At 35.3% G+C, this 25933-nt stretch carries 21 protein-coding genes; 5 read left to right on the top strand and 16 right to left on the bottom strand.

Translation table 11 applies throughout. From position 1 onward, the window contains the following. The first annotated feature begins 150 nt into the window (after positions 1-150). The 3 genes from PGH12_RS01975 (at position 151) to PGH12_RS01965 (ending at position 3799) form a co-directional block, all read left to right on the top strand. Positions 151-1923, top strand: coding sequence for a carboxypeptidase-like regulatory domain-containing protein (locus PGH12_RS01975; RefSeq protein WP_267599974.1), 1773 nt, complete (start codon positions 151-153; stop codon positions 1921-1923). Positions 1924-2241: 318 nt separating this feature from the next. Continuing rightward, on the top strand, positions 2242-3180 hold the full coding sequence (locus tag PGH12_RS01970; RefSeq protein ID WP_267599973.1) for a serine hydrolase domain-containing protein: 939 nt from the start codon (positions 2242-2244) through the stop codon (positions 3178-3180). A gap of 22 nt (positions 3181-3202) precedes the next feature. After that, positions 3203-3799 carry a DNA-3-methyladenine glycosylase gene (locus PGH12_RS01965; RefSeq protein WP_267599971.1) on the top strand — a complete coding sequence of 199 codons (597 nt, stop codon included), beginning with the start codon at positions 3203-3205 and terminating at the stop codon, positions 3797-3799. A gap of 380 nt (positions 3800-4179) precedes the next feature. Here the strand turns inward: PGH12_RS01965 and PGH12_RS01960 are convergent, their stop codons facing one another. The 3 genes from PGH12_RS01960 to PGH12_RS01950 form a co-directional block, all read right to left on the bottom strand. Next, positions 4180-4857: a type 1 glutamine amidotransferase domain-containing protein gene (locus PGH12_RS01960; protein ID WP_267599970.1), complete on the bottom strand. Its 678-nt coding sequence runs from the start codon at positions 4855-4857 to the stop codon at positions 4180-4182. 195 nt (positions 4858-5052) lie between these two features. Next, positions 5053-5574: a hypothetical protein gene (locus PGH12_RS01955; RefSeq protein WP_267599968.1), complete on the bottom strand. Its 522-nt coding sequence runs from the start codon at positions 5572-5574 to the stop codon at positions 5053-5055. A gap of 28 nt (positions 5575-5602) precedes the next feature. Then, the gene (locus tag PGH12_RS01950; RefSeq protein ID WP_324290991.1) at positions 5603-6703 is read right to left on the bottom strand and encodes a zinc-dependent alcohol dehydrogenase; all 1101 of its coding nucleotides are present in this window, start codon (positions 6701-6703) and stop codon (positions 5603-5605) included. A gap of 392 nt (positions 6704-7095) precedes the next feature. Between PGH12_RS01950 and PGH12_RS01945 the strand changes: the two genes are divergently transcribed. Continuing rightward, positions 7096-8220: an aspartyl protease family protein gene (locus PGH12_RS01945; protein WP_267599966.1), complete on the top strand. Its 1125-nt coding sequence runs from the start codon at positions 7096-7098 to the stop codon at positions 8218-8220. A gap of 324 nt (positions 8221-8544) precedes the next feature. Further along, positions 8545-9018, top strand: a complete 474-nt coding sequence (locus PGH12_RS01940; protein WP_267599965.1) for a hypothetical protein — start codon at positions 8545-8547, stop codon at positions 9016-9018. Between the two features lie 986 nt (positions 9019-10004). Here PGH12_RS01940 and PGH12_RS01935 read toward each other — a convergent pair. The 13 genes from PGH12_RS01935 to PGH12_RS01875 all read right to left on the bottom strand — a co-directional run bounded on the left by PGH12_RS01935 (position 10005) and on the right by PGH12_RS01875 (position 25933). Beyond that, complete coding sequence (locus tag PGH12_RS01935) at positions 10005-10265, bottom strand: helix-turn-helix domain-containing protein (RefSeq protein ID WP_267599964.1); 261 nt, start codon at positions 10263-10265, stop codon at positions 10005-10007. Between the two features lie 237 nt (positions 10266-10502). Further along, entirely contained in the window at positions 10503-15686 is a 5184-nt protein-coding gene (locus PGH12_RS01930) for a helicase-like domain-containing protein (RefSeq protein ID WP_267599963.1), read from the bottom strand. Further along, positions 15683-16363 carry a hypothetical protein gene (locus PGH12_RS01925; protein ID WP_267599962.1) on the bottom strand — a complete coding sequence of 227 codons (681 nt, stop codon included), beginning with the start codon at positions 16361-16363 and terminating at the stop codon, positions 15683-15685. Before PGH12_RS01925 ends, PGH12_RS01930 begins: the two co-directional genes overlap by 4 nt. 79 nt (positions 16364-16442) lie before the next feature. Continuing rightward, complete coding sequence (locus PGH12_RS01920) at positions 16443-17708, bottom strand: hypothetical protein (protein WP_267599961.1); 1266 nt, start codon at positions 17706-17708, stop codon at positions 16443-16445. 5 nt (positions 17709-17713) lie between these two features. After that, entirely contained in the window at positions 17714-18418 is a 705-nt protein-coding gene (locus tag PGH12_RS01915) for a hypothetical protein (RefSeq protein ID WP_267599960.1), read from the bottom strand. Continuing rightward, positions 18408-19256, bottom strand: a complete 849-nt coding sequence (locus PGH12_RS01910) for a M23 family metallopeptidase (protein ID WP_271286789.1) — start codon at positions 19254-19256, stop codon at positions 18408-18410. The genes PGH12_RS01915 and PGH12_RS01910 overlap by 11 nt, the downstream gene beginning before the upstream one ends. A 1-nt stretch (position 19257) precedes the next feature. Next, entirely contained in the window at positions 19258-21249 is a 1992-nt protein-coding gene (locus PGH12_RS01905; protein WP_267599959.1) for a type IV secretion system DNA-binding domain-containing protein, read from the bottom strand. Beyond that, positions 21249-21605, bottom strand: coding sequence for a hypothetical protein (locus PGH12_RS01900; RefSeq protein WP_267599958.1), 357 nt, complete (start codon positions 21603-21605; stop codon positions 21249-21251). The genes PGH12_RS01905 and PGH12_RS01900 overlap by 1 nt, the downstream gene beginning before the upstream one ends. Positions 21606-21616: 11 nt before the next feature. Continuing rightward, complete coding sequence (locus PGH12_RS01895; protein ID WP_267599957.1) at positions 21617-22486, bottom strand: DUF4138 domain-containing protein; 870 nt, start codon at positions 22484-22486, stop codon at positions 21617-21619. A 13-nt stretch (positions 22487-22499) separates the two neighbouring features. Further along, on the bottom strand, positions 22500-23699 hold the full coding sequence (gene traM, locus PGH12_RS01890; protein ID WP_267600045.1) for a conjugative transposon protein TraM: 1200 nt from the start codon (positions 23697-23699) through the stop codon (positions 22500-22502). Continuing rightward, positions 23695-24048 (bottom strand): hypothetical protein, encoded by a 354-nt coding sequence (locus PGH12_RS01885; protein ID WP_267599956.1) that lies wholly within the window; start codon positions 24046-24048, stop codon positions 23695-23697. Before PGH12_RS01885 ends, traM begins: the two co-directional genes overlap by 5 nt. Before the next feature lie 2 nt (positions 24049-24050). After that, positions 24051-24665, bottom strand: coding sequence for a conjugative transposon protein TraK (traK, locus tag PGH12_RS01880; protein ID WP_267599955.1), 615 nt, complete (start codon positions 24663-24665; stop codon positions 24051-24053). 23 nt (positions 24666-24688) lie between these two features. Beyond that, positions 24689-25933 carry a TraJ family protein gene (locus PGH12_RS01875; protein WP_267599954.1) on the bottom strand — a complete coding sequence of 415 codons (1245 nt, stop codon included), beginning with the start codon at positions 25931-25933 and terminating at the stop codon, positions 24689-24691.

Raw genomic sequence — 25933 nt, 5'->3', positions numbered from 1 at the left:
TATTTATATTTTTTTGTTGGCTATTCGTATTTGACCGTGTAAAATACGATGTTTATACAATTTACCTGCTAATTTGCAGCTACTACTTAAAAAAAACGTTTTCATCATGTATTTTTAATTAAATTAGCCAAAACTTTTAATTATTCACATATGAGTAAACTATACACCTTGTTAGCTTTAATTTTTCTGTTAGTTTCTTGTAAAACTGATAGTAATACAGAAGAAGTCGATCAGACAAATGCTGCGGGCGATTTCAGTTTTGGAAACTCGGCTCAAAGAAATTTTCACGGTCTGGTATTGTCTACAGATGGAATTCCGGTTTCTGGCGCTACCGTTACAGTTGGTACAAAGACAACACAGACAAATATTAAAGGTCTCTTCGCAATCAGTGATGCAGATGTAAAAGAAAACTTCGCCTATGTTAAAGTGACCAAAGCAGGATTTTTAAATGGGACCAGAACATTAGTTCCCACCACAGGGAACAATAGAATCAATATCATGATGATTCCTGCTACCAATACGATGACGGTAAATTCGGGAATCCCTTCTACTGTTTCTCTGCCAAATGGCACAAAAGTGAAATTTGACGGAAGTTTTAAAGATGAAAGTGGTGGCAACTATACTGGAAATGTAAACGTCGCGATGTTTCATTTAGCACCGTCCAATATGTATCTAAACGAATTGATGCCTGGTTCATTCCTGGCTACCAACTCTAACGGGAACTCCAGAATTATGGAAACTTTTGGTATGCTTCACGTACAATTAACCGGTTCCTCAGGGCAAAAACTGCAGATTGCCACAAATCATACAGCAGAAATAACTTTAGCAATCGATGCTGCTCAGTCTACTTCAGCTCCTGCAGCAATTCCGCTATGGGCTTTCAATGAAACCTCAGGATTATGGCAGGAAGAAGGCGTTGCAACGAAAGTCGGAAATACCTATGTAGGAAACGTAAGCCATTTTTCATGGTGGAATTGTGATCTACAGTTACCGCTTGCAACTTTGAAAGTGAATGTAAAAAACTCTGCCGGGCAACCATTGAGTAATTTAAAAATTGGCTTAAAGAGAAGCACGCAGATTTATGAAACGTACGGCATGACGGATAATACGGGTTCAGTTTCAGGATTGGTTCCTGCAAATGAAACGCTGGTTCTCAAAGTATATAATTTTTGCGGTACTGTGCTTTATACGGCCAATGTAGGACCTTTTACGGCAGGAAATCTTCATACTTTACCGGATATTATCATCCCTGCTTCTGCCAATACGTCATTTACAGTAACCGGAACTTTAAAGAACTGTGCTGGAGCAAACGTAACTAACGGAGTTGCTGTTGTACAGACTGGAGGCAGTTCAAACAATTATTTTCAGAGCAGTACTGCGATTGTTACCAATGGTATGTTTTCGATCAACATTCTTTCTTGTAATGCCAATCAACAGTTTAGCTTAGAAGGTTATGATTTTGCCAATATGCAGACCAGTAGCGGAATCAGTTTCACGGGCGTGAGCCCTGTTACTAATCTTGGGAATATCACGCTTTGTACTGCAGTCAATGAATATATAACTTATCAAATTGACAGCCAATCACCTAAGAATCTGCTTCCTCCAATCGGTGCAGAATATTCTACAGGCACGAATGCTATGGTGGTTACCTGTTATCCTCCCAATTCGGGACTTGGAGGTTTTCAAATGGTCGTTTCAAATATATCGGGAGTTGGAACGTACACCACTTTCAATCATCTGGATGTAATAGGAAGCGGCTCATCACCGAGTGGAATTCCTTCTTTAGGCAGTACTTTAACATTACAGATTATAAATTTTGGAGCCGTAGGGCAATATATTGATTTTACAATCAACGGCACCTACATCAACTCGACCGGAACTCACACGCTTTCCGTAACAGGGCACGTTATCAGAGACAATTAATGGTGATAAAAATTGTTACTGTAAAGGAGGCTTTTGAAGGCCTTCTTTTTTATTCTCAACCGGAAATTATATATGGCTTCTTTCTTAATGGGAACATTAGGACACCCCCAAGTAGTAAAAATAAATTTTCCACTACTTTGTATTGCATAGTATTAAAATAAGCATATCTTTGTATGGTAAGATAATTCAGTTCTTAATAAGCATACCTATTTAAATATGAAACATTCTAAAAAACTATTCTCCATTTTTGTGATTTTCTTACTTTCCGTTCATAGCATATTCGCGCAATCGGAGAAGATTAATCAAATTGATTCTCTTATGAAAAGGTCACATCAGGCCGGTTTCTTTAATGGAAATGTGCTCGTCTCAAAAAATAATAAAATTATTTATCATACTTCTTTTGGATTTACCGATGCTTCAAAAACTAAAAAATTAACGCTCGACTATCGTTTTAATATTGGCTCAATAACCAAAGAATTCAGTGCCGCTGCAATCATGCATTTGAAAGAAAAAGGCAAACTACAATTAACTGACAAAGTCTCTAAATTTATTCCAGAATTACCCAAATGGGCTAATGAGGTTCGCATCAAAGATCTGTTGCAATATACCAGTGGAATCCCTAATGTCAACTGGAAAAAGATTAAAAATGACAAAGACCTTTTTGATGGTTTAATGCTCGTTGACACGCTTGATTTTAAACCCGGCACACGTTATGACTATAATAACAATAACATTTTCCTGAGACAGTTTATTGTGGAAAGAATAACAGGAATGCCTATTAAAAAGTACGCTGAAAAATTCATATTTAAACCTTGTGAAATGAATTCCTCGATTCTGACACCATTCGAAAATGAAGAAAATATTGCCCGCGGATTTAATAATGATTTAGTTCCGGATAAAGCTGATCTAGACATAACCGGAGGAACCTATTTAACAACGGTAGATCTTTTAAAATGGACAGATTATCTTCACAAAAACAAGATAATGAGTTCTAAATCTGTCTATGAGCTCGGACAACAATTTAATTTGCCAAAAACTCAATCAGCACTGGGAAAAGCGACCTTTAATAATGAAAAGTTAACCGCGCATTCACACGATGGAAGAGCCGGAAGTTATGAAGCGATATTAGTTTCTGATTTAAATGAACAGTTCACGGTCATCTTATTAGGAAATAACCACAACGGAAAACTTTTTGAACTGTCAGATGCAATTTCAGCCATATTGAAAGATCAGAAATACAGCTTTTCTAAAGAATAATAATAAATAATCCTGCAAAATCATGAAATTATCATCATCATATTATACAAATCCGAGTGCTGAATTTTTAGCAAAAGATTTACTGGGAAAAATACTTTGTACCCGAACAGATGATGGCATCACTTCAGGTATTATTGTAGAAACAGAAGCATATTTCGGTACTCTCGACAAAGCTTCTCACGCCTATGGAAACCGCCGGACGCCGCGAACGGAAACCATGTACATTGAAGGAGGCGTTGCTTACGTGTACCTCTGCTACGGTATCCATTTCCTGCTGAATGTAGTTACATCGGTAAAAGACGATCCGCAATGTGTTCTCATCAGAAGCATCGAACCACTTGAAGGCCTGGAGATCATGGAAATGAGAAGAAAAATGCCGGCAGATCAGAAGGCTATTTCTTCCGGTCCCGGATCAGTGACCAAGGCTCTGGGAATCGACTCTTCTTTTAATAAAGATATCCTGACAGGAGATCGCATCTGGATTGAAGATCGTGCAATTTCCTTCCATACATCCCAGGTAAGCACCGTACCAAGAATCGGTATTGCCTATGCACAGGAACATGCCAGTTTACCTTTGCGATTTTTTGTGAAGGATTCTAAGTTTGTTAAAGTCAAGTAGCTTCCAAAAAAAAATTATCCCTGATAGCATATTGAAATATATCTTTACTTTAACTGTATAGGTTCTGTGTGACATTCCTATTCAGGATTTTCTAAAAATTATAAAAACTGCTTGTGAAAATATTTGATGATCTTGCTTGGGAACGGCTATCCTATTTTTATATTAACAATAAGGATATATTCATAAACTTCGTTTGGAGTCATATTTAACACTTTAACTGTTCGAAATATTCTCTGTTATGCCAATAGAAATTTCAACCTAAACCTACAGACAGCATGAAGACGAAAGATTATCTATTAATAAGTAACAGAAAAGAAAGTATGTAAATTAAAAAAAGCGGCTTTAGCCGCTTTCCTAATAAATTATTATGTGGAATTTTTCTAAATAAGTTTCAAAAGTTCCTCTGCCACCTTTTCGGAAGACGCAGGATTTTGTCCCGTTACTAATATTCCGTCAACTATCGCATAAGGACTCCAGTCTTCGATCTTACTGTACACACCACCATTCTTTTTCAGCATATCTTCAACCAAAAAAGGAACAACATCAGTTAACTGTACCGCCTCTTCCTCAGTATTGGTGAATCCAGTTACATTTTTCCCTTTTACCAGATACTCGCCATTTATCTTTACATCCTTCAAAACTCCGGGAGCATGGCATACAAATGCGACAGGTTTACTATTGGTATAAAAATCAACAATAAGTTGTTGTGAAACTTTATCTTCAGCCAAATCCCACAACGGACCATGACCACCAGGATAAAACACGGCATCATAATCTTCACTTTTGACTTCTGATAATTGGTGTGTATTTTTTAATTTATCCTGTAATAGCTCATCATTATCCATTCTGCGAGTAGCATCGGTCTGCGATGAAGGTTCTTCACTTTTAGGATCAATCGGTGGATGGCCTCCTTTTGGTGATGCCAAAGTAATTTCTACTTCTTTATCAGATAATGCATAGTAAGGGGCTGCTAATTCTTCTGTCCAAAATCCGGTTTTATTACCGGTATCTCCCAATTTGTCGTGACTCGTAAGCACGAATAAAACTTTTTTACTCATTTATTTTTATTTAATTTGTAATGCAAAGGTGGCTATCTTATTCTTTTAAAAAGAGGATTAAAATCACTATTTATATGTGATTCAAATCACATTTCAGAAATCACTCAATATCCTTGCCGTTTTGTAACAAGTATTATAGTAAAGTTATTAGAGCCAAAAAAGGTCGGGAAATCCCGACCATAAATAGATTAATTATTATTTTTTTCTTTTTGATGATATTAAGGTAAAGGCGACTGCTGTCACTGCACCTACAACGGCAATTTTCAAAAGAAAATTCTTTTTATTGTACTTCCATTCAGCTCCCCAGCCGCGCTCTGCGAAGATATTGGGCACATATCCTTTTTTTAAATCCTCAATAATACCTTCAACTGCACCTACACGGTCAGCAAGTACAAGTGGAAGCCATCTGCCATAGCTAGATTCACTGTAGCGAAAAGCAAATTTTCTGATGGCTCCGTTGATACCTTCCGGTGGTGAAGCAGTACCAAAAACAGCAGTTAAGTTCGGACGTTCAACGGACTTTAAAATCTCAACTTCTTGGGTCTGTAGTGCGGGCCGTTCCCACGTGTAACCTTCATGTTCTTCATTAGTACGTTTTTTTATAGGATAGGTGGGGTCGTTTTTCGAATCGGCATCTATTCCCCAACCTTTTATATGAGTATAATCTGCCTGTTGACTTTTTTTAAAATCGGAAGGCTTTGTTTCGTCTGTAAGCATGTCGTAATATTTTTTTAGTTAAAACTCGTTATGCGGTTGGCGGAATAAGCACTGTCTTTATGCAGCCGTCAAGCTTTCGTGAAAATATATGATAAGCGTCTGCCACTTCTTCCAGCGGAACTCGATGGGTAATGATTTGTTTAGGGTCCAGAACTCCGTTTTTCACATGCTCAATGAGCTTGGGCAAGTGGCGTTTTACAGCGGCCTGATTTGCACGAATCGTAATTCCTTTATTCACTATATTTCCTATTGGCACCAATGCATCTATCGGGCCGTAAACACCTACAATTGACACTATACCTCCTTTTTTCACGGCATTAATTGCCCAATGAAGTGCGGTTGTAGAGCCACCCTGCAAAAGCAGCTTCGTTCCGAGAACCGTGTTGGTCAAATTTCCTTTTGCTTCGCAACCCACAGCATCTATACAGACATCTGCACCCATGGAATCAGTTTGGGTTTTGATAAACACAACCGGGTCGCCAATACTATTAAAATTATAAGCTTCACATTGTGCATATTTTGCTACAAAATCAAGCCTGTATTCCAGATGGTCGATTACGATCACTCTACCCGCACCGAAAAGCCACGCAGATTTCGCAGCCATAATACCAATAGGCCCGGCACCGAAAATTACTACGTTATCGCCTTTCTGAATACCAGCCATCTCTGCTGCCTGATAGCCGGTGGGAACGACATCTGTGAGCAGCACTGCATCGTCAGGATCCATCCAGTCAGGAATTACGGTTGGTCCCACGTCTGCGTACGGAACGCGCGCATATTCGGACTGCCCACCTTGAAAGCCACCCGCCGTATGGGAGTAGCCGAAGATACCTCCTACTGCAGTAGCCATTGAATTTGATTCGTGGCAGTTCCCAAAAAGTTCCTGTTTACAGAAAGCACATTTTCCACATGCAATATTGAAAGGCACCATTACTTTGTCGCCTACTTTCAGTTTTTGTACGGAAGAACCGATTTCTACCACTTCCCCGATGAATTCATGCCCAAAGGTGGTTCCCACACGCGTATCGGGAACAAGGCCATGATAAAGATGTAAATCTGAACCACAGATGCAGGATCTCAAAACCCGCACAATAGCGTCTTCCGGATGTTCTATTTGCGGCTCCGGCATGTTGCGGTCTGCACGCACGCGGAAAGATCCGCGAAAATTCATTGCTAACATATTTGAATATTTTTGGTGATAAAATAAAAATGCAAAATTAATACCGTCTAGGAAATTCGTAAATTGATAAACAGAGCTTCCAAATGAGCAACCTGATTCATTTAACAGATTCCTGTTGAAATGCAGGACATGACAACTCTTTCTGCATTGGCAGATCTAAGGAAGATGAAAGACTTTCAACAATAGTAACGACGATAAAAATGCTTGTACTATAAGACTGTGTATCATACAAAATGAGCGTTTAAGCGTTGTAATGCACATAAAAATATTGCATTAACACCGCTAATTAAAAGGCAGTCTTCATTTTAAGTCCTATATTTGTTTTGACCAAAAACAAGAAAATGAAAACTTACACAATTCACTCTTTGAGGATTGTCTTCTTACTTTTTCCTCTATTTTATAACGCCGCAGTAATTCCTTTTGAATTAATTGACGGAAAAATTGTGATTGCAGTAAAAATCAAAAATGATCAGCATCAATTTATTTTTGATACCGGAGCATTCACTATTATTTCACCTGAATTGCAGGATAAACTCGACGCAAGAAAAACAAACATCATATTTGAAGGAATCGATGCAAACAATTCGAAATCCAAGATGGATGTATTCTCTACAAATAGACTACAAATAGGAGGTCTGGATCTGAAAAAAGTAAATTTCTCTTTTGCCGATGTCAGTTGGATGAGTTCTCGTGCGTGTCAAAAAATAAGCGGTGTTTTTGGTGCCAACATGATGAAAGGAAAGATTTGGAAACTTGATTTTATGAACAAGATAATAACAATATCTGATCAAAGTAATGACATAAAATCATCAAATTTTCTACAGATTCCATTCTCCGAGGAGGACTTTACCGGTGTCCCACGGATAAACGTTAAAATTAGAAATCAGAACTTGCAGTATATTTTTGATACTGGCTCAGCAATGGGATTTACGCTCGATCAAAATTCATATAATCGAGTAAGGGACGATCAGTTTTTAACTTTCGAAGGAATGTTAGCTCAATCAATCAGCAGCGTAAGCACAGGAAAAAAGTATGTAGATTTAATGGAGGTTCAAATTAATAATTCAAATCTAAGAATGCAGATGGTGGATAGCAGCTTCGATTCACGAAACCTTTTAGGAACCAGATTTATGAAAAACTACGAGGTTCAGCTTGACTTTATTCATAAAAATATTATGCTATATCCAAATGGAGGTTTACCAGAATACTCATCTTTCGGGATCTCTTTAGCACCTGTGAAAGACGCTTTGATCATCGTCAACAAATTACAAATTCCTCAATTATCTGCATTGAGTCTAAATGAAAAAATTGTAAAAGTTAATCAAATTGATGTTTCTAAGGTCAGTTCGGAAACTTTTTGTATAGTGAAGACATTACTTGACAGCAATTCATCCGTCACTATAGAAACTGCATCTAAAGCAACTTTCACTTTAGAAAAGAAAAATGTACTTGATTACATTAAATAAAAAAGATTATACATTTTTAATTTATCATTTGTAAAGACTGTTAGCTGGTGTGATTCAATCCGTTCAGAAATACAAAAATATTTTTCCGTTGATAAAAGTAGTAGATTTCTAAGAAACCGACAGTCTCTATAAAATGTTAAGCGTGTGATTTGTTTACCTATACATTATTTTAAACTACAGAAAAACTGATACGTCATGCTTGAATACTTTATGCTTTGATATAAAGTCATAACTAAATAGTCATTTGACTTTTTATCTACTTTAAAATCTGTAAACCAAGAAGAAAATTCTTCAGTATATTTGTCTTCAGTTAAAATATTTTTTGTGGGTATAATAGTAATCGAAAAAGACATCTCTGAGCAAATAATCGAAAAAAATGCAGAAATTCTAAAAATGGCTCAGCTTAATCTTTCAGATTTTAACGAAAGAATGGGTAAAAATTATGACCTTATATTTACATTTAAGGATCAAAATCCTCGTTTCTTCTTAAGGCAAGAGCTAAGATATCCCGACAATACTAATACCATTGCAAGTCAGATTAACTGGCTTATCAGGTGGAAAAAAGAAATCAATGACAAAAGCTACTTTAAAATTTTTTTCAATGATATTGAAAGAGATTTTGATAAAATAAACAGATACCATTCGCCATACATTAAGAAGGATAACGTTTATCATAAAATAGCCTCAGATTTTAAAAAGAAATATACCGATTACGCACCTCTGGGATTTTTAGATAGAGATGATGAACATTACATAAAAGAAGAAATAAAAAAAAGATTTCTAAATAAGATTTCTTAAAGTGTTGGTTTCTAGCTAAGAACATTTTTCTTGATGTATCTGCAAAAATTGTCAATGGCTATTTAGAAACAAACTTTTTAAATGTTTTAATCTAATTTTAACTTCTTCACTCCACAAGATGTTTAAATACTGAATAAGTCAATTAGATTACTTCTAAAGTACCGCTCCATTGAGTCTTTTAAAAATTTATTTATTAAGAATTTTAGCTATTTATGGTACCCGAATTTGACCTTTTCGTTATACATAAATGAATAATTTTGATATTAATAAAAACAAAAAAACCCTTGCTAATTATTTAATTAACAAGGGTTTGCTTAAATTTAGTTTCTCAACCAGCGGAGAGAGAGGGATTTTTGTAATTCTTCTCATCCTTTTATTGATAAGCGTTTTCGCTGTAGCATCTTGTGAAGGGCCTTAAATAGGACATTTGCAAAAAGCGGTAAAATCCAATGTAATAATTTTACGTAGTAAAAATAGAAATTTTCGTTCGGATTAGCAAAATTTTTTTTGAAAATTTACTCACTTTCAAACATCTCTAAGTATGAAATTACGAGACGGTGTTTCGTCATTTCATACTTAGCTATTTTTTTATTTTTTGTTGCTTCAATTGAGGTTTTAATTCCTCTGTGAAATCCAGCATGAAGACCTGACTTCCTTTGAATGGATTATAGGATGGTTGATAATCTATATATCCTAAAGAATGTAGATTCTTTAGGCATTTATGATATGTCGCTCTTGAATATATTTTACTTATCCGCATAACTTCATCTCTCGAGATACTAATCGGATTCCTGAAACGGTTGAAATTCCAAAATTGAAATAAAGCTATGTATAAGCTAATATGTGTTGGATTTAATGTTTTGTCCTGAGCTACTTTTTCAAAAAAACCTGTTAAATGTTTAATGTAAGTCATTGCGAATAGTCATTGTTAGTTGATAGAAATTTCTCGTACGTCAGAATGCCAGCCAAATCGTGATATAATACAATTAACCATTGCTATTTAGTAATTCTTCTATATCCTTATAATTATAATATAATGTAGCACCGACACGAGTGTAGGATATGGTTCCATTGTCACGAAGGTTTTGTAGGGTTCCAGAGGAAATTTTTAAAAGTTCTTTGACCTCTGATGAGCGCAGCCATAATTTCTGTTCTGAAGTCTTGCTTTTAAATAGATTTTTAATTTCTTCCAGTAATTCACTTTTAAATTCTTGAAGATCCTCTTTGGTAATGATATTTACTTTCATAACTATTTGTTTTCACTTTGTTATTGATTAAAAATTAAAGTAAAGTTGAAGTATATAAATAGCAAAAACAATAGTACTCTAAAGTGTTGGACTAAATAAGATGAATATGGAGTATTTAAAAAGATGTATAAACTAATAACGTTTGTTTTTTGTCAATAACTATTGCCTCGGTGCCAAAGAAATATCTAATAAGGCATAAGATTACAATACATTAAATATATTGTTGCTTAGTATTATTTATCTTTTTCTCCCAGATGATGTCGAAAAAATTTGCTCATATTTATCCTCTTGCTGCAACAATTGATTTCCTTTATGCATAGTTCCTGATTCAAGTTGGTTAGCACCAAAAAGAGTTTTATTCTCAATGGTTCTTTCTTTCAAATAATTTCTTTGCTCATTAATTTTTAGTTGTTCCTCCTTTTCAATTTTATATTGAACTACTAAATTTTCTCTAACTGCCGGAAGTTCTTTCAGCTTTTTATCCAGTTCTGCAATTTTATCTTCGGTAGTTTTGGTTTGATATTCAATTTGAGTAATATCTATTCCTTTCTGCGCTAAATTTTCAACTACTTCTTGAACTTGAGCTTTGTGCAGGTCAATTGTTTTCTGATAAGAAGGAAGCTGATTTTTCCAGTAGTCAGAATTTTCATCGCCATTTTTGGCATAGCCTTCAATCCTGTTATAAGAATGTTCAGCTTTGGTCACCAACTCTTTTACTTTGAGAAAATCTTCATATTTCCTCAGAACAAATGCACTATCTGCGAGGTGTTTATTTTTCTCACTTTCGATCCTTCTTTTCATTAATTCGATTTCAATGTTGGCTCTGGTTTCTGGATTTGTAATGATAGACGTTTTAAGCTCTTGTGTACTGATATCCGAAATATCCAAAACATCGGCTCCTTTTTTCATCGCTTCTAAATATCTGGCCTGTTTGGATTGCAGTTTTTGAAGCATAAAAACATCAATACTGTCATTCGTCAGCATAAAATTTATTCTCACATTTTCGTTTTTATTTCCTTGCCTCCACGCCCGTCCTTCCACCTGTCGCAAAGAAGTGAAATTGTAGGGTAATGTTAGCATATATACATCTGTTGTATTCTCCTGAAGGTTCATTCCTTCCTGAATGGCTTCACTACCAATAACTACTTTTATTTTTCCTTCATTAAAATCATTTTGAACAGCAATTCTTTGATTTTTACTGGTAGCTCCGGTAATAATTCCGATTTCTTTGGGTTTGTAACCAATTTCTGTTATGAGATATTCTTTCAGTTTTGGAAATTGAGCAACCGCTAATTCAGAATAAATGATTTGTCCGGATTCAGGAAGATCTTTTTTATTCTGATAAATTAAATCCATCGTCTGTTTCAACTTTGGAGAATTTTCAACAAATTCTTTTACAGAAGGTTCCTCACTTTCATAATAAGGTGACAGATATGGCGAAATTGCAATCAGTCGGGCATTGAGAATATACGTTAGAATGGCTCCTTTTTCAGTCTCAGAAAAATTTTCACTGAGCAAGTCATATTGTTCTCTTGTCAGATCATTCTGCTCAATTTTATACTCTTTGTTAATTTTGTTGGGACGAATCAGTTCAGGATTGTCTTCTTCTCCTTTTATATCAATGAATTCCGAAAGTAATTGCTGAAACAGCGAATTATTTTTAAATCTTCGAACATTGTTTTTAAACATCACATCACCTTTTGCATCAATCTCCATATCATTATCCGCTTCCATAAAAGTCTCGAAGAATGTATTGACGTTGAAGTATCCCGATTCTTCTAATCTTTTATTTGCTATCAAAGAAAGAATAGAATAATATTCCAATGGCCTATTGGTAAAAGGTGTAGCGGAAAGTAGAGTTACATTTCTGCCGTCATTTTTGTCTTGAATGTACTGAGCTGCCATCCAGGTATTAATTCCCAATTTGGAAGTCTGTTGGTTTTGACTTCTAAAATCGGAAGCAAATCTTCGGTCTTCAATTTTTACTTTTCCTACAATATGATTCGCATTATGAACTTCATCATAGGTCAAATGGTCGAATCCAAAATCTTCCCAATCGTAGATTTTACCACGCTTCATTTTTCCCTCAATCTCCTTTTCTTTCTGCAACTCAATTTGGAGATCCCTTTCCGTATTGGTAACTCCTTTCATTTCGCTTGCAGAGATGTAACTGAATTTTGAAGAAAGTTCTTCGGTTATTTCTGATGAAAATCCGATATTATTAAAGCCTTCATAAGTAACAATGGTAATTTCTCCGTCTTTATTATCAAATTTTGAAAGGTCATAATCTTTCCCCAAATTCCCTAAAACATTGACTTTCGCATTGGGAATCGTTTCAAAAATCGTTTCCACCCATTGTTTCAAAATAGTGTCATTCGGGACAACAATGATTGGTCTTTTCGCATTTCCCCTCCCCATAGCTTCGTGCATTGAAAGGATTCCTGATAATGTTTTGCCAAAACCCACTTCGTGCGCTAAGAGGCCTACTCCTTTTGTAGTTTGTCTTCCGATTCCAGCTTTCTGAACTTCGGTCAAACGCAATTCCTGACCTTTAAAATGCAGATAGATTCTTGAAAACAATGGGAATTTAGAATAATCCGGAACGTGGATGTTATTGTAATTGCGGTTAAAATCTTTTACGAAACGAGTTCTAATATCATCGGAAAGTTCTTCCCGAACAAACTTGTAGAACAAGTCATTCGCTGCAGTTTTTCGTCTTTCACGGACTAAAGCATTTCTCTCTTTATCGCTTCCTGTAAACGTTTCATTATCTACAAAGCTTCGCACTTCCCAAGCTGAAGAACCCGCAAAGGCTTCACTTGACAAAGTGCCTACAAAATCTTTGAATCTTTCGGCAAGATTGTAATCTACGATAACTGATTCGGTACGTTTTGTAATATGATTGTATTGGTCTTTTTCTATTTGACCTAAACCAAATTTGTGTACGAACTCGTGGTTCGGACTGATATAAATTTCATCCAGTGATTTCGCTTTTGGTAGGACATTTTCTAATAATGCTTTTTGTTTTTCGTATTGGTTTTCTGTTCCTCCGAATGCATTTGTATCAGAAAAATCCCGCTCCAATTGTTCCAGTTTCGCATAAATATTTCCTTCGGTGTAATAAAAATCGTGAACCCAGTTTCCATCAATGAAGTTGGCAAATTGATAATGCTTTTCGCGATTATTTAATGTACCGTCATAATTGCTATCTCTAAACGCTTCAATTTGTTCCTTGCTAATATCAGAACTGTTTTGTAATGAAGTATTGACAATTTTATCTTGCTTGGAGAATTGATATTTTAAAACACCTTTTTTGAGTTCGGGTTTTGACTGAATTTTATACTCGTTCTGATTTTTTGTATTGTGAATAGAAATAATCCTATCACTTTTCTCAATAAGTTCTGTTAATTTTTCCTCCGAAAATGATGCTGGTTTTGTGATCAGATCTTCTCGCAGCTTTTCATACTTGCTTATTTCAGTCGTAATTGTTGGAGATTTAAACTTAATGTTATTGAGTTTAGAAAGTACCAGTTCAATTTTTTCTTGAGTTTTTGTTACATTGAGTTCTTGTTCATTTTGGTTTTCAATCCTCGTAAAATCTTCGATTTCTGCACTTCCTCTTTTGGGTACAGGAATTTTATTTTCACCTTTAGGTTTTTCCTCTAAAAACAAATCTTCAAACAGATTTCCGATCCGCTGGGTTTCTTTCCTATTTTCAAACTGTTCAATCTTAAATAAAGCTTCATCTAAATTTCCGTGAATATATTTTTCTAATCGACCGAAACGGTTGGTTTTTTCTCGGGTTTCACCCAAAATTCTTGCTGGGTTATTATCGAAATAGTTAGAAATATCAGTAGAGATATTTTGAGTGTTTTTTCTTAGAATGATAATGTCGGTTCCGATTTGTGTTCCTGCAAAAGCGCCATTGGGTAAACGGAAACCTTCCAAAACACTAACATTTTGTAAATTCTTTTGTCGGTTGAGCCAACCTGATGGAAGAACCATCGCCAAAACGCCGTTGGGTTTCAAGGAATCTAATGACCGTTTAACAAAATAATCTTCATACTTTGAAATTTGCGGTTCTTCGCCCAATCCCTTGTAAAATCCTCGATGTTCGCCATAGGGCGGATTTCCAATTACCAAATCGTATTGCTGAGAAAAGTCCTTTTTGTTTCCTTTCTCATCAATAAATTCAGTTTCAAACGAACGAAGATTGATGTCAGCTTCGGGATGTAGAAGTTTAGCAATTTTTGCTGTGGTTTCATTGATTTCAAAACCTGTAATTTTAGAATTTACAGATAGCTCGTGAGTAGCATAAATAAAATTTCCGGTTCCAACACTTGGTTCTAAAACGGAAATTTCTTTTTGAGTTTTAAAATGGTCTTTAATTAAATTATGAACTGCATCAACAATTTTATCCTGCGTATAATATTCGTCTAAAATCCCTCTTCCTTCTTTTGCCGTTCCGCCACTTTGGAATTGGTTGCAGATCTCTTTTAAATCATCGGTGATTTTAAGGTTTTCTGTGAGAATAACCTTGTGATTCTCGTAAACAAAACAAGCTGCGGAAACTACTTCCGCAACTTGTTCATTGGACACTTTTTGTCCTTTATATTTTGAAATAAGAGCATCTAACTCTACATTATTTGTTGACTCCTCACCTATCTCGGAAAGTCCTCCATCGGGTCTTCTTCTATCGGATACAGTTCTCCCGGGTACGATTCCGCCCACGGAACGTCCTTGAGTCTCTCCAACATTATTCTGTTGTGAGTTGTCATAGGATACTCTTCCTCGTTCTCGGTTTCCCAAATTACGCCGCTCTGTGCCTGCAAGTCCATTTCCAGCATTGTTGCTGCCCACTGCTTGTCCGCTTCCGTAACTTCCGTTTTGCTCGGATTGGATCTTATGTCTAAGTTCTCCAGTGTTGCGTTCAGGTGTTCCGTTTCCCACTTGCTGAGAATCGGATGTTCTTCCGGATTCAAATGCATTGCTTTCATTTTCAGAAATTTTTGGTTCAACTAAATTAGTATTTTTATCTTGAAGATTGAGTTTATTCTCTAAATATTCGGTCAGGTCTTGATTCCCATTTTCAGAAATTTCATACAACGGACGAACGTCTTTGATATTTTTGTCATTAAATTCTGTAAGAATTTTCCTGGTTATTGCATTTCCCGTTCTATCCCCGGTAAGACAAAGAAACATTTTACCATCATAATTCTGATATCTATTGAGGAACTTTTTGCTATTTGAACCGGAATTAAGGGTAATCAATGTTCTATTATTGACTTGCTTGTTCAATTGAAGAAGCTCCAAGAATGAAAGCGTATCCTTACTGTTTGTGAAAACAATAAGTTCCTTTTTATTTCCTTCAACTACAGAAATGTCATCATTTATCTCATTAAAAAAATCTTCATCTTTCACTTTTTTCTGTTTTTTATGAAGTGGTTAAATTCAAAAATTTCTTTGGCTTCACTGTCCCAGTTTTTTCTTGATATTAATTGAAGCGTCACGAATATGTCCGTCTTTTTATTGTAAGAATCAATCCTTTCGAGCCTTCCGTGGTAGTCCTTTTCAGCGTGTTTGTAAATAGAGTATGGTAAAATAGTATCCGTTGGATAAATGTAAAACCGGGTGTACATCCAAGGTGAGTTGATTTCAAATCGTTTGTATTTTTTCTTAAACAGAACCGTATCACTCAGATTTTTTCTGTTTCTGTAATTGGGGATTTTTTCCTGAGAAAACAATGTTCCTCCTTTTTTCTCTTCAACCGAAAGCGGCTTTTGTTTTTTTATGATGTCTGACAGAATAATTTTGCCGGGATTTTCATTTTTAATGGTATAGCACAATGAATCTTTAATGAAATAAATCTGTTGGGTTATTTCGGGAGCATCAGCATCCGGAATCCTTTCTATAATAGAATCTCCCGAATAATTAAGGCTTGACAAATGAAAACTTTGGATTTTATCCAGACTTTTGGAAACATCAAAATATACATTGGAGACAACATCGATTCCTCCTTTTTCCGATTTGATTTCTTTGTGGCAGGAAGTGCTTACAAAAAGAAAAAACAAGCTGGGTAGTGTTAAAAGTTTTTTCATAGATATAGGGTTTAAAAAAGCGGCAGCCCAATTAATTTGACTTACCACTGGGAAATAAATGATTGGTTATACGTGTTATCTATCGTTTAATACTTTGTTCCTTCACGTTATTTTTTTCGTGCTTGTTGTCTTGTTCCAAACCTTCTAAAGGCTTGTTGGTATTGATTCTGTTCATATCCTGATCATAAAGGCTTAGATTTTTATATTGAGGATTCAGCACCGCTTTGCCTTCTATCACTTTATCATTTAATTCAAATTTCACCTTGACAATATTTCCTTTTTCCAAAGATTTTATGGTACTTTCCTTCCATTCCGGTTTATCAAAGATCAGTTTGGATTTTTCTACGATCTGAGCCGTATCAACTCCATAATTTTTGTAAAAATTCTGGAAATTATAATTTCCTTTTTCAGTTTTGGGTTCGCTAAAATTCAGTTTAGCAAATGCAGGTTCTATTTTTTCTGTTTTCGGATTGTGAAATTCCATTTTTACTGTACGCCCTTCTAAAAGATTGACTGCTTCTTTGGCAGTAAATGTATTCACCCTGTTAACCGGGAAATTATGAGATAAAATGTCTCCATTTTCTTTAGTGAGTTTAGCATTATAAAAATTCATAAAGACACTCCCATTTTCTATCTTATTGAATTTTAATGTGAATTCCATTTCATTTCCGGGCATCGCTTTGTCGGAAGTTGTTTTAATTTCGAACTCTTTTTCGGGAGCATTGATTCCATTTTCTAAATCTTTGTGCAGTTGTTCGCCTTCTCCGAAACCTAGATATTTTAATTGGAGTTTCGGATACTGAGCTGGATCATATTCGTTTTGTGTTTCCATAATGTTTGGGTTTTGATTGTTAATAATTAATTTAAGTTCATTTATTTCTCTGTCAATGAAAGCCATGCTATTCAAATCATCATTCTCTTGCTGTGCTTTAAACTCTTCTTCCTTTAAGTGTAATAAATGTTCTAATGCTTCAATGGGCAGCTTTATCAATTCATCTGTATTATAACCCTCAATTGTATTTTCTATATGAGGATTATTGATAATAAAAGCAGGTGTTTTTTCAGAAATCAGTTTCTTAAGCTCATTAAAAAGAATTGCATTTTGTTCTTTACTAATATGGCTTTGTGTGAATTTTTCTTGTTCAGCATGAGATGAGGTAAATTTGATTTTAGAAGATTTATAATCAAAAATTTTCATAAAATCCTTTTCTTTCTTTGTGAAAATTCTTTCACCATCTTGGAAAAAATTTTCAGGTGAAGTGTTTTTCATTTTGAATACAAAATCCTCATAAGCCTTCGTTCTCGGAACTATATTCTTATCAAACCAGGTAAGATTATCTTCCATTTTATTTACCTTCTAAACTTTCTTGATTTCTCCACTTCTTTGTCGTGTTCCTGCTCATCGTCTCGTCTTTGATTGGCATACTGATAAACATCGGGGTCATTCACATTCAGTTGTACGTTTGATTTTTCCTGTTTCTGAGAGTGATTTTGCTTTTCAGAGATTCCAGCAACTGTATTGAATTCCTTGGACACAATATTCAAATCATTCGTAATTTCTTTTGCCATTTCTGGGAACTGAACAATTTTATCTTGCAGAAAAGATTTAAGTTTTAGAAGTTCTGCTATGTAACGGTTTAGTTCTTCCGTATTCTTTTTATCCGCAATAATTGCGGTCAATTCTCTTGCATTTTTAATGAAATCAAATTCAACTACTTTTTCGGTTTCTTTGTCAAAAATGAAGGCTTTTTTTTCGAAACTCAGTTCATTTGCAGATTTAGAAACATTCTTGATATCAGTATATTGAATATTATTTTTACTGTTTTCGAGGATGTCAGAAATACTTTTATCTCTTTCCAAAAAGATGACCTTCAGTTTGGTGTTATTATCAGTTAGTTGAAAAGTCGCCCTGTTTTTGTCGTGGTCTGCAACGATGGTAAATCCTTGCAGAAATTTCTGAAGATCATCTGCATTCAGTTTTTTGGAGAATGACCGATCTTCATTGATAATTCCGTATTTTTTCAGTTCGTCCGTTGGTAATGTATTAGTGTTCATAATGGTTTGCTATTAAATTGTTTACTTGTATAAGGTCATTTAAAAAATGAGAAGGATTGATGTTTTGTCCGAATTCTTTTACCGAAAAATGCAGATGTGGTCCAGTGGAGTTTCCGGTATTCCCACTTTTTCCGATGATAAATCCGGCTTTTACAATTTCTCCAGCTCGATAATATATTTCTGAGAGATGTAGGTAAGAGGTTTCGAAACGGTCAAAATGTTTTACTTTTATAAAATTTCCACCGCCTTTAGAATCCCAGCCTGTTGCAGTAACAATTCCGTCCAAAACGGAATACACATTTTCGAATCTGGCTTTTAAGTCAATCCCATTATGCATTTTTTTTGTTCCGAAAATAGGATGTGTTCTTGTTCCATAAGAAGAGGTGACTGTAATTTTGTTATTTAGAGGCATTACGATTTTTGAAAAATATGCCGCAGGTTCATCAACAAAGTCATACGTTGTGGAAGGTTTGTGTCTTTTTGATGTCTGTTTTGTTTCTTCTACTCTATTGTGTGCTTGCAGCAGCAAAGAATCTTTGAGTTTTTCAAACTCATTTCTCTGTACTTCTTTTACAATTTTATAATCTTTAATCATCATTTTCAAAGAATCGATTTGACTTATTAAATCTGATTTTGTGGTCATATTTAAAAGCTCTTTCCAAGATTTTTTATTCCTTTTTTGGTTGAGCGGTTCTTCGATATTAGATTTTTCAGAAGCTTTTTGATTTTCAGATTTTTTTGGCACTGCTGGTCTAAGTGTATTAAACTGTGCAAATGATAGGTAACTGAACAATAACAGCATCAAAGTAAATGCGTATTTTGATTGTATTTTTTTCATTTTATGCAGCGTTGATATTTTCATTCACAATGAGTTCCACTTCTTTGTTGATCTTTCTAAAGTTGGTCATCAGCACTTCTTCTTTGCGGTTAGCTCCTTTTTTATCTAGAAAAGAGTAATAAGTGGGCATTTTAACATAGTTTTTTTCTTCTTCCTGAATCGCGTTCATATCTAAATTAATTTTACCGCTAACCGCAGAAGTTTTATATTCCGCAGCATCGTTTTCTTCTCCCTGCGCTATCATTCCAACCATTTCTCCGGTTTTCAAGGCTGCTATTTTACCTGCCGGAATCATATTGTCCATCTTTTCATTTATACTGGTGGTCGTTCCTTGCTGTGAAATGGATTGGGAATAAGATTTTTGTTTTATTTTTCCGAATAATTTCTCCAACCAATCCAATGTATTTTTGTCTCTGGCAGATCCGGAAAGAATATTTCCGACAATGGCAGAAATCGTATCAGCAACTTCTTTTTTGTAGAACTGTCTGAGCTGTGGAATTTCCTGAAGTCCAAGCATTACAGCAACTCTGTTGCTTCTTGCAGTGGCTACGATGTTATCAATTTTATGAATATAAATCGTCGGAAATTCGTCCGCGATAATTCCTCCCCGTAAATTATGTTTGGAATTGATCAATCTTAAAGTCCTGTTTAATACAGAAGAATACAATGCAGAATTAATATCCTGTGTTCCAGGGTCTGATGCCAGAATAATAATGGAAGGATTATCTCTGTCGGTTATCTTCAATTCTACTTCATTTCCGGAAAACACCCAGAAACTTTCTTTAGTAGCCAATCGGGAAAGGAATATTTTCAAGGTTCCGATTTGTCCTTCTAATTGGTCAAATGCTTTATTGTCATAAGCCGTCTTGAAAGGTGACAGCAAAGAAAAAATTTCTTCGTTGGTAAAAAGAGTATCGAAAATCTCTTTGTAACTCCTGTTCATAAAGGAAAGAATGTGGGGCAGATCAGAATATTTTCCGTTTTCGAATGTTGCAAAAAAATAAATGCAGGACGAAAGGAAATTGATCGCAGATTGGGTAAAGAAAGCTTCAGAACCACCTCCGGAAGTGGAACCACCTTTTTGCAAAGATGAAACCATCGATTCTGCCATTTCCTGGGATTCTGCTAAAGTTTGAATGTACTTTTTATGAAATGGATTTACTCTTTTTGATTTTTCAACTTCATTGAGATTGATGACGTGGAAATTGTAATGATAATCTGATTCTTTACTTTTTTTCAACAAGTAATGATAGTATGCAATCTGTGCCAAATCCGGAAACTTAAAATCATAAATGCAAAGACAAAAACCTTTGGCGATCATCTGTCGGATTGCAGGATTGATGACTCCGAAAGATTTTCCGCTTCCCGGTGTTCCGATGACCATTGTTCCTCTAAAAGGATTGATGTTCATCCAACCTTTATTGCTTTTGTTTTTGTAACGGAACAAGTATGGAATATTGATTGTGACATCCGATGTTACCAATTCCTGATTTTGGTCGAAAGATTCTTCTTCAACATTCCATCGGTCTTTTCCCATTTTTTGCTGCATCAGTTTTGAAATACTGTCTGCTCCCATTTGAAGAATAACTGCTCCTAAAAAAGAAAAAACCGCATAAATGACCTGATAGAGATTGAAGCCGGGAAAAACTTTTGGAAGCTTTGCATTTCTTGCCTCATTTTGCCAAGCCAATGAAGAGAAAATCATCAGCAATCCCAATATCATAGGGGCAATAATCTCTTTACTAATATTAAGGTCTTTCTTTTTTTTGGCTTTTGTTCCGACAGCCACTAATCCGATTAGAATTAATGTTGCAAATTTGACATTGATAGGTGGGTAAATAAAACTCAGCTTTGAAAAATTTTTCAACAAGTTGGATATTACCGGAACATCAGCATTAAAGTAGAAAAGCGAAGCACAATCGAGTGCAACGACTGCATAAACTGCTTTTTGTAAAAAGCCATAGATCTTGATTTGATGTTGTTGTTCTTGCATTATGAATAATTTTCGAAATATTGATTTAGTAATTTGTGTTCTTCTAATAGGTTACTGTGCAGCTTTTGTTGCTTTTCCTGCAATTTTTTATGCTGTTCCTGTATTTCAATAAGATTGGAATTCAACAGATTCAATTGATCGATTAATTCATTTCCTCTTTTGTCGACACTTTCGATAATGTATAAGCGACTTGCCTCTTCAGATATTTTCTCATACCAATCTTTAAGATTTAATAGCGTTTCATAGTCATTGATGAGCACTTTTCGCTTTTTATCGAAAATGATTATCAAAACAGACTGGTAGGTAAAACTTATTAGAATGAGTGCGAAGCACAGTTTAATTGAAGAATTTTCCATTGTATTAATAATTAGAAGGTATCAGCTTTAAGAATTTCAGAATAGTTCACCTTCATTTCAATGGTGCGTCCAGAGAGTTGCTCTTCAATGAGACGAATCATCATTACTTTACTGTTTGGGTAAGTGAATTTTTTGAAAACATAGATGTTCCTGAAATTTTTCCTGAAGTGTTTTTGAGGATTGAGTTGTAAAATTGGAGTCAGATCCACACTTTGGTTGTTGGTTGCTTTATAGATTTTTTTATCTTCTAAGGAGAATTTCAAATCCTCAATATCATAGCTCAGATTAGAATTGTTTTTGATGGTCATATCTAAAAAGATATAATCACTGATCACATAAACATTATTGAGTTGAAAGCTGAGTTTTAGATTTTTCTCTTCTCTAATTGGATTTTTCTCAGATTTTTTTTGAATAATATCCATCGCAAATTTTCTTAATTCAAGATTTGAGAAAACCATTTTATCGAATTCTATAGGCTGCATTGCTTCGGGTTGAATATGGATATTGGTAATCGTATTGAGGTTGTCCTGGTTTCTATACACCACTTTATACTGTGCGATGAAAGACTGCGCAACAATGGTTATTATATCTATATTATGTCCATTAAAAAAAACGGAAGGTGTTTTGATTTTTCCCTTCTCGTCCGAATCAGGATGGTCTGTGATTTTTATTCTGGCAATGTTGGTAGTGGGCAAATCTCCAGTCAGTTTTTCTGTCGACAAATCCACGTACTGAATGGGCTCTGGTGAAATAATATGCAGGTTGATACCTTCAGTAATTTCAATCTCCGGTAAGTCGGAAATAATTTGCTCTTTGGTTGCTGTTTGAGCTGTCAAAAATTGAGCTGTGAATATTAATAGGCTGTATAATAAAGTTCTCATTATTTTATTTCTTTTATTGGTTTTGTGAATCTTTCAGTTGTTTTTCGTCGATTAAAAAGACATAGGAATTGTACTTCAACTTTGCTTTATTCTCTTTGATGAGATTAGCAATAGATTTGGATGTTGATGTAAACAGGCTGGTTCCAATGCTTGAGAAAAATCCTTTTCCGCCCATATCCATCTGTGTCCCCTGGATAGAGTTGGTTCCCATTTCCCGCATCATATCTCTGAAAACGCTTTGAGGAACGTACAATCCCTTCATACCGTCAACATCATAAATCGAAAGATTGACAGGATAGATTTCTCCTTTTGTGTATACAGATACAATATTGAGATTGACTCTCTGCATTGAAAATCCTGAGATTTGTCCGTATAATATCGAACCTTTGGTTATTTTTTTGTTCCCGACAAAGATGTCTTCCAACAATCGAAATCTGATCCTGCTTCCCAGAAAGCCTTTGTTATTTTCGTCAATGACCGCTTTGATAAAACTGTTCTCTTTCTCCTTGTAGAAAGCATTGAAACCACTGTTGATTCCGGATTTGCTGACATTGAAAGTTGAATTGAGAAAATCTTCCATCTTATCCCTATTGGATCTCAATCTCTGTTCTGCGGCGAGTTTACTTTGATACTCTGGATCACGAGATTTTTCTAAAGAATCCATTACCAGCATTTGTTCCTTGAGATATTTTACAGGGTCAGGTTGGGCGGTCTGAGGTTTTTCTTTTTGGAAATCAGTATATTTATTACCTTCATTTCCGTATGATTTGTCATTCAGCATTTTAATGATTTCTGAAGATCTTTTGTAATCTTTATCATCCCTTCGGTCTTGATTTGGTCTGTAATACGAGGACTGATTTCCTTTTGCCTGGTATCTGTTTTGTCTTCCGTTTTCTGCTTTTAAGGAGTCAATTTTTCTTTTTTGGTCCAGTGACAATTGGTCATCATAGTTCAATAAACTATCTTCTTCTTTATCCAAACCACCAAGCATCGTTCTGTTATCCTCTTTTTTGAAAAAAGCATCGTAAGCATCATTTTTTGTCATAATGGAATCCTGCGTATCGCCCAGTGAAAGAGATAATTCTTTTGGTTTATCTTTTTCAGATGTGTCTTCTTTGACAAACTGCGCTCCTACATAGCCGAAAAGAAAAAGAAACGGTAAAGCCAGAAGTGGCAAAACATATTTTTTTTCTTTAAAATTTATTTTTTTAATGTCCATTTTTTAATTTTTGGTATTGGTTAAACAGGTAGTCAATTCGTAAGCTGTCTTCTTTTTTCAGAGTGTTTTGATCTCTTTTTACTTTTAAAGCTTTCAGTTCGTTCACTATTTTCTCCATCTCTTTATCATTGTTTGCGGTCAGATTTTGAGTGGTCTTGTTTTTAGAGTATAAAACCGGAGGCCTTATTTTAAATGCTGTTTCTGAAGTAAAAAATATGCCTTGGATGAGAGATCCTATAAATGAAACCGACAATAGAATCATTGAATACGTGAAGAATTTCTTTGGATTTTGAACTGCCCACTGAAGCCATTTCTGACCCTTTTTTTTTAATGTACTTTCCATTTTTAATAAGAGTTTTTGTTTTGATTGGACAGTTCCTCGTTATTGATGATTCGCCAGTTTTTAAGAATCACACCGTGAGGATTATTGGGACTTCTGATGATGTCTTCAAAGAAGCCTTCCGTAATAAGCTTTCTGGTAATGACAGAAGATTTTCTTGTGATCATCTGTTTCCCGAAAAATTGAAATTTATTCTGTTCCATATTCAGCGCAATTGAATCGGTATGAATACTTACCATCGAACTGGAGGCGATGATCTGATTGTAAAAACCTTTTTCTTTTAAGTTGGTATATTCTTTTTTACCACTGTCATCAATGAGATACAATGACTTTTGAATATTATCCTTGATATAGGTATCATCTGGTGCGAGCGTGAAAAACAATCGGTGGAAAAGTTCTATTTGCGCTTTGTATTCAACAGGTCGATTCAGTAGTACGTCCGTTTGCTTGGCAAGAACCGGAACGCCATTGTCTAAAATGTAAATTGATTTTCTGGAATCCTCAATCATTCTGTACGCAAAGAAAAATCCGGCAATGACAATGAAAACAGCAAAAGCAATGGTTGAGATTGAAATGACCTTGTTGATTTTAATTCTTTGTTCTATGTTTTTGATAAGCATTTTGTTTTGGTATTTTTTTGAGGTTATTTTCCATTTTTCATCGCTCCTTGAACTCTTCCCGATGCTGAACCTGCTGCTGCACTTTTTGCTGTGGCTGCTGCTACAGATGCACCACCTGTTTTAGCTGCCAATATTGCTGTTTTTGCACTGCTTGCCATTTTTCCTGCTGCACTTTTCATTTTGGTCATCGCCCCCGCCCCTCCGGCTGAAACAATACTGTCTGCAATTGTAGGGGTCATTAAAACTCCGATACCTGTAACAACATATGCAACACAGGTAAAGAGCTGGTTGTAGATCATTCCGGAATTACTCACATAGACCATTAAAGCATCTAAATTGGTAATCGTTCCGTTGGACAATAAGGTATCATATCTTTCGATCTCCATTGTATAACCAGAAGCGATCAATTGCTGACCGATGTTGATGATTGTATAGGCAACAAAAGTGTAAAGATTAATGTTGATGAATTTTGAGACCCAACTGTATAATGAATTTTCAAATCCCGGAATAAGAGCCATTCCAACAGCTATCGGTCCCAAAATAACTAAAATGTAAGACCATATTTTTTGAATAAAGAAAATGAGATATACACAAATCCTAAGAATGGAAAGACAACAAAATTCAATGAGCTCTGCTACTAATTTTTGCATTTGGAACTCCATTCTTATCGACCATTCTTTGATGGGCTGAATGAGTTTATCCAATCCTTCGCTGATGTCATACCACGAATCATCCGCATCTTCAGTAGTATTCTCAATGACTTCCTGTTTGGCATCTTCTTCCGCCTTTAATTTGATGACAGCATCGAGTAATTGTTGTTGCTTTTTAAATCTCTCAACACGTAAGTCGTTAACTTCAGATTCTATTTCGCTGAAAATTGAGATTCCGGGTTCGGCAATGGCCTCAAATGGTGCTTGAATCATACTGACAAATCCACTCCAGTAAACAAGGGTAAATCCGATAAGAATTGGTTTCAGCATCGGTGTGATTTCCCATTCCCTATCTCCGGCTGCCATTTGCCAACCCATGTACCCGAGGTACATTAGAGCACCTAAACCGCCTATTGCTTTTCCTACTAATGCAGATCCTGTAGCGCTATCTTGCACACTGTTGTCCAGTTTTGTGAAAACTTCCATAAACCATTTCTCAAAAGCGCCATCCCCTTTCAAAAATTGGAGCAGATTACTGTAATCGCCATCTGTTTGAGCAAAGCCAATAATTGGCAGTAATATTGTCAAAAGGCAAAATAATAAGGTTGTTTTATTCAT

The sequence above is a fragment of the Chryseobacterium sp. CY350 genome, from assembly GCF_027945075.1.
In the GTDB taxonomy this organism is placed as follows: Bacteria; Bacteroidota; Bacteroidia; order Flavobacteriales; family Weeksellaceae; genus Chryseobacterium.
Note: the sequence above shows the minus strand (reverse complement) of the source record. Positions and strands in the feature narration are given on the sequence as shown.